The sequence below is a fragment of the Tatumella ptyseos ATCC 33301 genome, from assembly GCF_000735525.1.
In the GTDB taxonomy this organism is placed as follows: Bacteria; Pseudomonadota; Gammaproteobacteria; order Enterobacterales; family Enterobacteriaceae; genus Tatumella; species Tatumella ptyseos.
The window spans coordinates 43628-56519 of sequence record NZ_JMPR01000038.1; the positions used below are offsets into that span (position 1 = coordinate 43628).

Below are 12892 nucleotides of genomic sequence, written 5' to 3' on the forward strand. Positions count from 1 at the left end.
GTCACGCCCGCACTTTTCGGTTGGATTATAATAGTCGCTGACAGGCGAAGGTTCTTCTGTTGCTGTGACATATTTTGTAGTAATTTTCTATCCGTCTACAGATAACAAGGAGTTAAGCCATGCAGACGCTGCCAAAATGGGCAACCTTACTACTGAGTGTTGTCCCGGTCGTCTTTTGCGTTTCAGTTTCAGCCTCCCCATGTCTGCAAAATCGTGCAGCGATTGATATCGGCTCCGGCAGTACGAAAATTGCGGTGGCCGAGGTCGATACCTGCCAGCATCAAATTCGCAAGATGCTTTATCAGCAGCAGCTCCCGGTGTCTTATAATGATGCGCTGATGCATGCGGCAGATAATCGCTTACCGGATAGCATCATCCGTCAGGGACTGAGTGCCCTGAAGCAGGAAATAAAACAGGCCAGCCGTTTCCATCCGGTCAGTATTGAAGGCGTCGCTACCGCTGTTTTCCGCAATGCAGAAAACGGACAGCAAATTATTCAGTTATTTAATCAGCAATCATCGGCGCATATTCGTATTATCAGCCAGCAGCAGGAAGCCCTGCTCGGTTTTGCATCGGCCAGGGCAGCATTGAATCAATCCGGTGTACAGAAAGACGATATTCTTGTCTGGGATATCGGCGGAGGATCCATGCAGATGACCACCTGGGATGAGCAGCACGGGCACCCTCACCCCGTTATTTACCAGGGAAAACTGGCGTCAGTCACACTGAAAAATTATATCGTCAGCCTGCTAAAACACCAGCCACTGCGTCCTGACAGTTCGCCCAACCCTATTGGTAATGATGCCGGTAACGCCCTGAAGTTTGTTGAATTCTATGCCAGCAACGACGTAGATGCCTCACTGAAGCGACTGATCCCGCATCGTAAAATTATAGGCATTGGCGGAGTGCATGATTATTCCATACGTCAGCAATTCGGGAACAAGCCTGACAGCTATACGCTGACACAATTATCCACCCTGGCGGGTCTACAGGTAATGAAGCGTGATGATGAATTGCATGGTGATTATCGGGCCACCGATGTCAGTAACCTCCTGCTGGTGGAAGGCTATATGCGCGCCCTGAATATTCCTGAAGTCACACTGGTAAAAGCCAGTCTTGTTCAGGGATTACTGGTACGCTAAGGGTTCCGGGCTGTATAAATAAACATCAATTCATCAGAAAATTCTGGTTCCATAGTCAGTGACAAAACCCCTGCTATACTTAAATTGATTTTACATAACAGTGAAAAAAAGGAGAGTTTGCATGATGGGTAAAGTACAGGATAAAGCTGAAGAACTGGCAGGCTCAGCACAGGAAGCTTTTGGTGATGTGACTGATTCACCGGAACATTCTGCCAAAGGTGCGGCACGTAAATATGCCTCTCAAGCAAGCTATGCTGTTCGCGATGCTGCAGATACAATTAAAACTCAGGTATCTGATAAGCCTTATGCCGGTGTTGCTATTGCAGCGGCGGTAGGCGTCGTCTTCGGTTACCTGCTGGGCCGTAAATAATTTTTTGAATGAGTCCCTGATCCGCAAGGCTCTTTCGGATCAGGTATCACTCCCTTACCCCGTGACTTTGGTTGCGGGGTTTTTATTTTCGCAGTATGGCGTTCTTCACCCATTGTCCGCCGCTATTGATACCCTTTTCCCCGCCCGTGAGCAACAACCTAAACCGCCCGTAAAATTCAATGTAACTCAATGAAATTAAATGATTTTTATCATGCTTATTCACACATCGAAAAAAAATTCAATGAATTGAATGAACGGGCTTGCAATTGAGAATGATTACCACTATCTTTATTCCTATCGAATAGTTGACTGATTTAATCAGGTATTCGATACGACATTGCTCACATTGCTTCCAGTTATCTTTGCCCGCTGACCGCGGGCTTTTTTTTGCCCGGAAAAAGGTCAGCACGTCGTGAAATTTACGGAAAGGATGACAGAGGAAGGAAAGGTCCGTTTGACAGAGCCTGTCAGAAGCACTGACAGCACTCAGGATGATAAGTATTAGCCGAGGTGGATACAACCATTGGCCAGGTTTGCGACTCCGGCAGGATTCATTTCAACTTTTTCCTGCATGCCGTTGGCCAGTTTGACCATAAACGATTTGTTATCGCTGTTAAGGTGACCGTTTTCAATTTCTGTCATTTCCGTGACAGCCACATAACAATAACGCCCGTGTAAAAACATTTTTGCCAGCATAAAGACTCCTTTTTGATTACAGGTAAATTATCCTTTACCAATGTTACAACCAGTTTGCAGTGTGTTTTTTCCAAAGTGGCAACAGAAAGATTCTGCGACCATAACATGCCCTATCGAAGGGATAACCCCCATGACCCGGATCATAAAAACGTCATTCTCCGGTAAAATCTGCCGATTAAGCCGGATCCACCGCTATTCTCTGACGCGTCCGGGCACCAGGACATCTCTGGTCAGCGCTTAACCCTCCGGTAATCCCGATAGCTATGAGCACCAGAAACATGGCGCTCTCCCGCTGTTACAGCGACTGCCAGTAATTTAAATCTCAATGACAGTAATTTACTGTCGGTCATTTAGGATGCTGTGGACACTTTCACGGAGAGCAATGCATGAAGAAAAAATCCTTTGCCTTACTGCTTTTATTTATTTCTGTTGCGCCTTTTGCAAAATCTCTGCAGTTTCATTCTTTGGAAGCTCCGGTACATGCAGGTTACCGGCAACCGACGGTATCAGACACTGCAGAAATCCCCGATGAACATATTCGTGAGCCAATGGCCCGCGATAAATTCAGATAACGACATCGGTCCCCTGACGTAGCCGTGGCTGAGTCTGTAACGGCGTAACGTGACGGGTTCTTCAGTACCGTGAGGAATATCTTTTCAGAGAAAACGGATGACGGCGTCGTATTTGTTGCACTTGCGGAAGCCGTTGCGGGCCGCACCTGCGGCCTGCCTTTCCTGACCAGAACGGTGACGTCAATCGTCACCCTGCAATGATCTTAATTGAGTATAGTGGCGAATTGCAGATCCCGCGAGGTTCTCCGCCGTATCAATAAATATTTGCCGGCCGGTGTGTCGTGGTATCAACGGGCTGATATCTGTGCAGGCAACCAGAACGGCGTCGGCCTGACAGAATTCGGGCTGTGATAACACGGTCTGCCAGCACTCCCTGACCACCGGGTCTGAAAAACCGTATTCTTTAATCCGCCGGATAAGCGTTGTCACTGACGTTCTTAATTGCGCTGAATCGGTGACCTCTTTGCCGGCAGCCCGTATTTTATCCTGCCAGAACCCCGCTGCCATAACGGGTTCCGTCGCCAATATCGCAACGTTCTTCACCGTTGCCGGAAGCTGCTGTACTGCACTTTCCGCAATATGCAGTAAAGGGGTCGTTCCGGCAGCACGGCTCATTTCTGCGAAATAGCAGTGTGCCAGATTACATGGCACCACTATAAAATCTGTCTGTGCACTGACCAGAGACTCGATCCCCTGACACAGAGCATGAGTCATCGCAGCCTCGTCAATGGGATGCCCTGGCCGGAAAGGTGTAGGTAATGAGATAATATGCATCAGTGGAAAATCTTCATCGTTGCAGGCCCCGTACTGAGACTGGCAGGCGGAAATCAGCATATCGATAAACGGAGCGGTGGAACGTGGCCCCATCCCGGCAAGCACACCTATAGAAACGGTCACTATTATCCTCTCTGGTCAATATAAACAGGGCCGGCAGGAGGGTTACAGCCACCTCCCCCGGACATCTGCAGAAAATTCAGTGTATCATTTCTGGCAGAAAAACTGATGTGAACTGAGCGGTATTGATATCGCAGGCATAAAGAAAATCCCTCGTTCGCGGATCCTTTGCTGTCCTCTGCAGAACCGATACCGCCCATCCCCCGGGGAGGGCCACCCACACCGTTCGCTGACTGGAAAGTGATCTGCATCACATAAAGAACTCAAATTCCCGCCGGAAACCCCGTTCTGACCCACACTCTACACACGACTTAATGCAGTTATCAGGAGTGATAGTGATGAGTCATTTTTTCTATGACAAGAAAGAGACCCTTATAGACGATGCCCTTGAAGGAATTATCCGTACTTCGCCGTACGGAAATCTGGCCCGGCTGAAAACAGATCAGGAATTACGGGTTGTGGTGCGTAAAGACTGGGACAAGTCTCAGGTCGCTATCCTCTCCGGTGGCGGGTCCGGTCATGAGCCGATGCATGCCGGCTTTGTCGGTAAAGGAATGCTGACCGGGGCTATCTGTGGCGATATTTTTGCATCTCCGGGCGTCGATGCGGTCCTTAGCGCAATCATCAATGTTACCGGCGATGCAGGCTGCCTGCTGATCGTCAAAAATTATACCGGAGACCGTTTAAATTTCGGACTCGCCGCCGAAAAAGCCCGGGCGCTCGGCTATGATGTCGGGATAGTAATGGTGGAAGATGATATCGCCCTGCCGGATAATCCTCAGCCTCGCGGGCTGTCAGGAACGATCCTGGCCCACAAAATTGCAGGCTATGCCGCAAGCCAGGGGGCTTCACTGAAAGAAGTCGCACGTATCACGCGGGCAGCACTGAAAAAAGTCGCCACTATCGGTGTCGCGCTTTCCTCCTGCCATCAGCCGGGTGCTGAGGATAGTGAGCGTGTTCCGGCCGGGAAGAGCGAGCTCGGTATGGGGATCCATGGCGAGCACGGTATTATTACCCTGGAGACTCAGAACAGTCGGGAAATTGTCACCCGGTTGTGTGACGCTTTAACAGAGCACCTGAACAAAACCTCTGATATTCTGTTGATGATTAACAATCTGGGCGGATTTTCCGTCCTGGAACTGGCGCTGGTCAGTCAGGCGGTACTTGACTCCCCGCTGGGGAAACATGTGCGCTTTCTGCAAGGCCCCGCCACCCTGGTAAGCGCTTTGGATATGAAAGGGATCTCACTGACCGTTCTTCCGCTCACAGCGAAGCTGACTGAAGCCCTGCAGGCTCCGGTGGAAGTCAGTGGCTGGGTTCCGCTCTATACCCCGTCAAAAATGGCCTGGCAAAAGGCCAAATCTTTACCTGACAATACCGACGTTACTCCGTCAGATAATGCCCGGGTGGCTGCCATCCTCAATGCGGCCTGCAAGGCGCTGACAGATAATGAAGATGAGCTCAACAGTCTGGACAGCCATGTGGGTGATGGTGATACCGGGTCCACACTGGCCACCGGAGCACGGTTTGTCCGGAAAGCCCTGAAAGCCGGCAAACTTCCGCTGGATGATACCCCGGCACTGCTGCGCTGGCTGGGGGAAAGTATTACGACGCCGATGGGAGGCTCCGGCGGGGTGTTGCTGTCATTACTGTTCAGCGCTGCCGCAGAGGGTTATGAAAAAGACAAAGATATCGGTAAAAGTTTACTGACCGGTCTTGAACAAATGAAAAAATACGGTGGTGCCGGTCCCGGTGATCGCACAATGATCGATGCCCTGCAACCTGCCCTGGAAGCACTGGCCGGTAAAAAAAGCTGGGTTAACGTAGTTAAGGCCGCGAAGAAAGGCGCTGAATCTACGTCAAAAATGCAAAAAGCGGGTGCAGGCCGTTCTTCTTACCTGAGTGCCGGAAGCCTGAAGGGACATATTGATCCGGGAGCCAAAGCAGTGAGTGAGGTATTTGCCGCGATCCCCGCAAAGTAAGGCGGGTATGACCGTCCTGCTTACCTGCCGTGATAAGGGCTTTTTCCGGAAACTTACGCCGGTGAAGCCCTTATGGAAGCCGGCAGCGCCATCATAAAAGATGATAATGCGAGGCCTGCTGCATACTGTTTTGAACCCGTGTCGTACTCCCGGTCAGATGCAGATGGCCACAGTCACCATGGTGAGTAGGCAGGCATAAAAAAACCGTTGACTGCAACATCTCTTCAGTGAACGCAGGTAGCCCCCGCAGTCAAAGGGAGCAACATCGGGAAGATCAGGGAAATTCTGAGTTACCGGAAGGCTCCTTATTCGCCAGTGACCGTAAACGCTCCCCCGATAATCTGAAGTAATTCACTGATTCAATCACCTCTCCGCCCACGCCATGATAAAATAGCTGTACTGCCGCATCATGTTTATCCGAAAGCCAGTCCAGCCGCAGGCAACCGGCATCCAGAGCTGCCGCCGCCAGCGTTTTCATCAGCAGCGTTCCCGTCCCCTGCCCCCGGAATTTTTCAGAGACAAACAGCTCTTTAATAAACATCTGCCCGCTGTAACGAGGTGCCGGGAACTGGATAGCGGCACAGGCGAATCCGGCCACCACACCCTCCTGCTCTGCTTTAAACACCCGTGTTCCGGACTGCGGATGAAAGACTTTCTGCTGCAGATAATCCGACATCTCCTCCGGAGTGACCGGTACCGGGCCATGGTAATAGGTTTCCATTTCGATAAAAATATCCACCAGCATCCTCCATTCGCTGGCAGTACATTGGGTGACCTTCATGACCTCTCCTGTGTGTAATACCCTTCGGGGAAAGTATATACCGCTGCCTGAGGTTCAAAACCCTGCGACTGTACATGCAGGCAGGTAGCCGCTGACAGATGCACTTATCCCCTATGATAAATCAATAGATTACAGATAAGAGAGCATTCTCACTCCCGTTCCCCGCAGCAAAACGCAGAGAGCGCCCGGGCCAATGCTGCGGGAGCTTCCCATGACATACAATGACCGCACTCCGGCAAAACGACAGCAGAAACTCCTGCCTCACAAAGTAAGCTGAAATCATCATCAGGTAACGAGTTTTCACCAAAAATTAGCTGCTTACGCACTGGCAATCCGATAAAATCCGCCAGCCACTCTTTGCCCTTTATCATATCTGCGGCTCCCCGCCAGACAGCCTCGGGGGCATCCACCGCCAGACTACCGGCCCAGGGACCTGGTTCGTCCTTTACCATCTGCTGACAGACGCCGTTGATGAACGCGTATTCATTGTAACTGCAAATTTTACGGCTAAAAAATCCGCCGCCGGGATGGAAATTAGGCTCTGAAACGATCAGTCCCTGTAAACGCGGGTTCAGCATTCCGGCAGCTTCAATACTGATACTTCCGCCCATGCTGTGTCCGTACAGATAGCATTTTTCAAGCTGCAGATGCTCCACCACTTCAGCCACAACCTTCGCCTGGTCTGTGAGGGCATAACTGTAAGCTTCCGGTTTCTCACTGTAACCGCAACCTGGTAAATCGATCAGGATCGCCCGCCGTCTTCCGAACTGAGGGTCGCAGACCACCCGGGGATATTCATATGAGGATGCGCACCCCAAACCATGAACAAACACCAGCGGGATACCCGTTCCCGGGAGATCCTGCCAGCGAACAATACATTGTGCTGTTGGCGAAAAAAAGGCGTTCATAACGATCTTATCCTGTCAGAAATATTCCTGCGACCAGCACGATAACCGGAGCGAGTGCCATGAAATCATGGACGCCAGCCCCGCCTTCGCGATACCTGGGCGCTGAACTCTGCCGGCACGGTATTATTACCGGAGAAACCACTTGTGCGGGTACCAGGCTACGTGAAAATAACACATATTTACAGAGCAGATGGTGAATATGATCAGACAGGGAAAAGCGAAGGACGGATGACGTGAATGAGGCGGACAGCGTGTGCTGTTGCATGGTCACCCGCTATCAGGAATACGGCAGGAGAAGAAATACCGACTCTGCGCGATGCAGAAAAAATACCGCTATCCGACAGGATAGCGGCGGTTCAGAGTTAGCCGTTAATATCCGGATGCTGATCGACTAAATTGCGACGTTTACTCTGTAATGTCTCAATTTGTTCGTCAATATCTTCAATACGCTGTTCGATATTATCATGGTGCTCCTGCAGTAACTCTTTGGCTTCCTCAATAGAAGACGCTGCAGGGGTTCCTCCGTAAAGGGGTTTGTTCGCGGTTTCCCGCATGCTGATACCGGTGACTACCCCGATGATACCAACAATCATCAGATAATAGGCAGGCATGTAGAGATTACCCGTCGCCTCAACCATCCATGCGGTCAGTGTCGGGGTAATACCGGCGACCAGAATAGAGATGTTATAGGTGCTGGCTAACGCACTGTAACGCACTTCGGTCGGGAACAATGCCGGCAGCGTTGATGCCATTACACCAATCAGACAGTTAAGAATAATTGCCTGGATCAGCAGGCCGAAAAATAGCGCCGCTAAACTGTGATGCGTGATTAACATAAACGACGGGATAGAGAAAAGAACCATCGCGATGCTGCCGATAATGATAAACGGACGACGTCCGAACTTATCACTCAGCAAGCCCATCACTGGCTGAACAAACAGCATTGCCAGCATGATAACGACGATAATTAATACGCCCCGATCTTCAGAATAGTGCAGATCATGTGTCAGGTAGCTTGGCACATACGTCAGCAGCATGTAATAAGCGACATTAGTGGTGATCACGATACCGATACAGGAAATCAGGTTACGCCAGTGTTTACGGGCCACTTCTTTGAAAGGAACAGAAGGACCTTCACTGAGGCCCTGTTTAGAGCCCTCTTCCAGCGATTCAACGTGTTTCTGGAAGGCAGGAGTTTCTTCCAGCGCATTACGCAGATACAGGCCAACAAACCCTAACGGCAGAGCCAGGAAGAACGGAATACGCCAGCCCCATTCGTTGAAGCTTTCATGGCCGAGCATTGTGGAAAGTAATACCACAATCCCCGCGCCACAGACGAAGCCAACCAGAGAACCAAAATCAAGCCAGCTCCCCATAAAGCCACGCTTCCTGTCGGGGGAGTATTCCGCCACGAAGATGGAAGCCCCGGTATATTCGCCTCCGACAGAGAAACCCTGCACCATTTTGGCAATTAACAGCAGGACAGGTGCCCAGACACCAATGGAGGCAAAGGAGGGGATCAACCCGATACTGAAGGTACTCAGGGTCATCAGAATAATGGTTATGGACAGAATTTTTTGACGCCCGTATTTGTCTCCCAGAACACCAAAGAACATCCCCCCTAACGGACGGATAATAAAGGGTACAGAAAACGTCCCTAATGCGGCGATAATTTGGATACCCGGTGAGGCATCAGGGAAAAAGATTTTACCTAATACCGTTGCAACATATCCATAAACCCCGAAGTCGAACCACTCCATTGCATTACCCAATGCGGCGGCAGTAATTGCCTTTTTCAAGCGGGCGTCATCGATAATCGTGACGTCCTTCAGCCGCATGGGCTTTACCTTTTTACGTTTTATTTTAAGCATTCTTTTTCCTTAAAACACAAATACCCTAGTAATCACTTGCGTATAAAGCATAGGCTAATCTTGTGATCATTCCAACGTATGGGGAGTTATTCTTAACAATAGGATCAAATACGTAACGGCCACGGCCAGGGTTAAGGGGGGACTGGCAGGCAGGAGGTTGCGGAAACGCCACACCACCTGGTTATAATTTCGTCACAAATACACTGACGTAGCGGCCAGCGTCCGGATATGCTCCGCTATTCTCTCCTCTGACTTGCATAAACCGGCCGGAGAGGGGCGTTGAATTAAGTGTTAACGCTATTTATATTGGATCCCCGTTCCTCTGCACCTTCCGGGTCAGGTTAAATAATGTTTAAAGGTCTTAGCGCGTTTCCCCTGACGCCTCTCTTAAATGATGATATTGATGAGGGAGCGTTTATCCGACTGCTTCAGCGACTGGCTGCCGCGAAGGTAAACTCACTGGGTGTGCTGGGCTCTACAGGCAGCTATGCTTATCTGTCCCGGGAGCAACGTAAACGCGTCACTGCTATCGCTAAAGCACATGCCGGCGATATTCCGGTGATGACCAGTATTGGTGCGGTGAGTACTGCCGAAGTCCTGCGCCTGGCGGAGGATGCTCAGTCAGCCGGTGCAGATGCTTTACTGCTGCCGGTAATGTCTTACCAGCCGCTCACCGATGACGAAGTTTACAGCCTGTATGAAGACGTCTCTGCCCATGTTTCCGTGCCGATCTGTGTTTATGATAATCCCCGCTGTACACATTTCAGTTTCTCAGGATCCCTGCTCAGCCGGGTTGCTGCGTTGCCGCAGATCAGCGCCATAAAAATGCCAGGGGCACCGACTGATGCCGGGACGATTGCCGACCGGGTCCGGAGCATGCGTACCCGTGTACCAGAGCGCGTTGCTCTCGGGGTGAGTGCTGATGTCTTTGCGGCTGACGGACTGAATGCGGGCTGTGACGTCTGGTTTTCTGTCTGCGGAGGGCTGTTTCCCCGCACCGCAATGGCCATTGCCGAAGCAGCAGCTCGTCATGATCAACAGCAGGTCGCCGTTTTAAGTGAGCGCTTAACGCCTTTATGGGCGCTTTTTACTCAGCATGGCGGAGGGATCCGGGTAATGGCTGCCGCAGCCGCCCTTCTCGGGCTGGTGTCGCCGGAATGTTTGCCTCGTCCTCTGAAAGCCTTGAGCCGGGATGACGTCGCCAGGGTAGCAGCAGTGATCCGTGAGGCGGGCCTGGAATAAGAAAACAGCATGCTCTCTGCCCGGTTCTCACGGCCGTGATTTTCTACAGATACAAAGAAATGACACCGGATAACCGGAAAAGGGAGGAGCTATAATTAACAGGCGACCACGGCAGCAGAATACCCAGGATACCGGCCGGTATCGATTAAATACCGCAGAGACACGGATCCCTGCGGTATCGTAAGTCAAATAAGGCCACTCACGGGTATCAGTGGCCAGCAGATTTCAGTATCAGAATTCAACGCTTGCGCTGAGAACTACGTTACGGGTTTCACCTTCGATGACCCGCAGGTTGCCTCCGCTTGAAGTGTAATATTCTTTATTAAACAGATTATTCAGATTCAGCTGTAAATGGGTTTTCTGACCCATGAACTGGTTATCCCAGCCGATAAAGCTGTCGGCCACGGTATAGGCTGGCAGGGTAAAACTATTATCCGCATCACCGGCACGGGTACCCATATACCGGACACCACCACCGATACGGAAGCTGCCAGGCAGAGCGTTAAACCGGATATTATGACTTAAATAAAGTGACCCTGAATTGCGCGGGGCATTCTGCAGGCGGTTGCCATTGTTATCTGAGTTCGTCTTATCATTAACAATTTCAGCCTGGTCATAGCTGTAATTGGCACTGATATCCCAGTCCGGATAAATTTCACCATTCACTTCGAACTCGACCCCGCTGGAACGTGCTCTATCCACAGCATAGGTACTGCCATTCAGGGCCAGAGCAACATTACGCTCATCGATACGGTACAACGCAATCGTCGACAACAATGCAGGCGTTATCTGCCACTTGCTGCCAACCTCATAAGTGGTTCCCTGCTCCGGTGCCGCGACATTGCCATAATCATCAGGCGTCGTTGACGGTGTAAATGATTTGCTCAGACTGCCGTAAAACGAAACATCCGGAGTCAGCTTATAAATAAGCCCGGTTTGCGGCAGAAACTTATTCCCTGTGTCGCTATAGGTCAGCGTGGACTGCGCTCCACGGGATTCACGCTGCTCGTAATGCTGATAACGGGCTCCGGCTACCGCCGTCCAGTCGTTTGTCAGGTCGATACTGTCTTTGAAATAAACCGAACGGCTGTGTAACCGGTTCAGTAAATTACTGTCCGCCGTTTTTTCGGTGGAGCTGTCAGTGATGGTTTCCAGACCATAGACCGGGTGACTCAGCGTGAAATCGTTATTCTTTGTACCGTTATACGCATGGGCACGATAAGTCTGATTCATCTCATAATCAGTCCCGAATACCATATTATGCGTCATACCCAGAATTTCAGGCGTGCCGATGGCGTCCCAGGAGACATATTTTGTTTTGTGGTTAAACCCGCGGAAAGCATCCGGACGTCGGGTGACAACACCGGTCGTGGTATTCACCGCCGTCGCAGTCATCGTATTGCTATTATACTTACGCTGGTTAAGGCCGACAGTCACCCGGGTCGACCAGATATCATTGAACTGATAATCCCAGTGAGAGCTGAATGTCTGGTTACGTCCCCATGCATGATTCGAGTAATCGTCCAGACGTGTTTTATAGCCGATATCGATAGGACTACCATTAATAAACGCTGTTCCCCGATCATAGGGAATATCGTACTGATAATCTTCATAGCTGATATTAAAACTGGCTTTATCGCCGTACCACTGCAGGGAAGGTGCTATCAGGTTATGTTTGTCATTACCGAATCCGCGCCAGTAATTCTGGTCCTGCTTTTCGGCAATCAAACGGAAAGCAAAACCATCTCCTAAGGGACCCGTGATATCAATATTTCCTGCACCGCCGCCGGTGCTATTATAATGACCGCCAACAATGGTATGCCATTCATATTGTGGTTTTTTACTGACCACATTGATCATCCCGCCCGGATTTAAAATTCCGTACAGCAGAGAAGACGAACCTTTTAATACTTCGACGTGATCCGTTGTGGCATCAAGATTAAGCCCCTGACTGCTTCGGATACCATCACGGAAGACTGAACCGTCGGAGTTTGAGCCAAACCCACGGCGAACAATACCATCTTCAGTCTGGCCTAAGGTATTCGCTTGTGACGTACCACTGACAAAACGCATAGCATCCGATAAAGTCGTCGACTGATAGTCTTCCAGTTGCTTATTGGTTACATCACTGATGGACTGCGCCTCATCCAGTTTAGAGGTCGGTGTTTTACTGGCGACCGACGTGGTCGGGCTGGAATAGCTGTCACCCGTCTGCGCTTTTTTATCAGAAGCCGTTACGGTTAACACATTGGTATTTTCAGCGGCGTAGCTTTCAGCTGACGAAATTAATAAACCACTACACACTGCAAGCCCTATTTTGCACAGGGGAGGCATACAGTATTTAGACTTTCTGTTTTGATTCATTGTTACTTTTTTCCCGGACTATTATCTACGCTTTTTTGTTGAGAGCTTTCAGGAAACGCATCAGGCTTTT

Annotated in this window: 11 protein-coding genes; 5 read left to right on the plus strand and 6 right to left on the minus strand. The window is 50.3% G+C overall.

The features are described from left to right. Positions 1-119: 119 nt before the first annotated feature. Both GTPT_RS12005 and GTPT_RS12010 read left to right on the plus strand, forming a co-directional pair. On the plus strand, positions 120-1142 hold the full coding sequence (locus tag GTPT_RS12005) for a Ppx/GppA phosphatase family protein (protein ID WP_029991775.1): 1023 nt from the start codon (positions 120-122) through the stop codon (positions 1140-1142). A 121-nt stretch (positions 1143-1263) separates the two neighbouring features. Continuing rightward, positions 1264-1512, plus strand: a complete 249-nt coding sequence (locus GTPT_RS12010; protein ID WP_025901832.1) for a CsbD family protein — start codon at positions 1264-1266, stop codon at positions 1510-1512. Between the two features lie 501 nt (positions 1513-2013). Here the strand turns inward: GTPT_RS12010 and GTPT_RS12015 are convergent. Then, positions 2014-2208: a hypothetical protein gene (locus GTPT_RS12015; RefSeq protein ID WP_025901831.1), complete on the minus strand. Its 195-nt coding sequence runs from the start codon at positions 2206-2208 to the stop codon at positions 2014-2016. Between the two features lie 386 nt (positions 2209-2594). Between GTPT_RS12015 and GTPT_RS12020 the strand changes: the two genes are divergently transcribed. Next, positions 2595-2780: a hypothetical protein gene (locus tag GTPT_RS12020; RefSeq protein WP_025901830.1), complete on the plus strand. Its 186-nt coding sequence runs from the start codon at positions 2595-2597 to the stop codon at positions 2778-2780. A 180-nt stretch (positions 2781-2960) separates the two neighbouring features. On the opposite strand, the gene GTPT_RS12025 is transcribed toward GTPT_RS12020, so the two are convergent. Then, on the minus strand, positions 2961-3677 hold the full coding sequence (locus GTPT_RS12025; RefSeq protein ID WP_029991776.1) for an aspartate/glutamate racemase family protein: 717 nt from the start codon (positions 3675-3677) through the stop codon (positions 2961-2963). Positions 3678-4012: 335 nt separating this feature from the next. Here GTPT_RS12025 and GTPT_RS12035 point away from each other — a divergent pair, with 335 nt between their 5' ends. Then, complete coding sequence (locus GTPT_RS12035) at positions 4013-5656, plus strand: dihydroxyacetone kinase subunit DhaK (RefSeq protein WP_029991778.1); 1644 nt, start codon at positions 4013-4015, stop codon at positions 5654-5656. A 274-nt stretch (positions 5657-5930) separates the two neighbouring features. On the opposite strand, the gene GTPT_RS12040 is transcribed toward GTPT_RS12035, so the two are convergent. The 3 genes from GTPT_RS12040 to proP form a co-directional block, all read right to left on the minus strand. Then, positions 5931-6437 carry a GNAT family N-acetyltransferase gene (locus tag GTPT_RS12040; RefSeq protein ID WP_025901826.1) on the minus strand — a complete coding sequence of 169 codons (507 nt, stop codon included), beginning with the start codon at positions 6435-6437 and terminating at the stop codon, positions 5931-5933. Between the two features lie 149 nt (positions 6438-6586). Then, the gene (locus GTPT_RS12045) at positions 6587-7345 is read right to left on the minus strand and encodes an alpha/beta fold hydrolase (RefSeq protein WP_025901825.1); all 759 of its coding nucleotides are present in this window, start codon (positions 7343-7345) and stop codon (positions 6587-6589) included. Positions 7346-7707: 362 nt separating this feature from the next. After that, positions 7708-9216 (minus strand): glycine betaine/L-proline transporter ProP, encoded by a 1509-nt coding sequence (gene proP, locus GTPT_RS12050; RefSeq protein ID WP_025901824.1) that lies wholly within the window; start codon positions 9214-9216, stop codon positions 7708-7710. 348 nt (positions 9217-9564) lie between these two features. Between proP and GTPT_RS12055 the strand changes: the two genes are divergently transcribed. Continuing rightward, positions 9565-10458, plus strand: coding sequence for a dihydrodipicolinate synthase family protein (locus GTPT_RS12055; RefSeq protein ID WP_029991779.1), 894 nt, complete (start codon positions 9565-9567; stop codon positions 10456-10458). A 231-nt stretch (positions 10459-10689) separates the two neighbouring features. Here GTPT_RS12055 and GTPT_RS12060 read toward each other — a convergent pair whose 3' ends face one another. Next, the gene (locus tag GTPT_RS12060; protein ID WP_422396454.1) at positions 10690-12792 is read right to left on the minus strand and encodes a TonB-dependent siderophore receptor; all 2103 of its coding nucleotides are present in this window, start codon (positions 12790-12792) and stop codon (positions 10690-10692) included. Positions 12793-12892 lie beyond the last annotated feature (100 nt).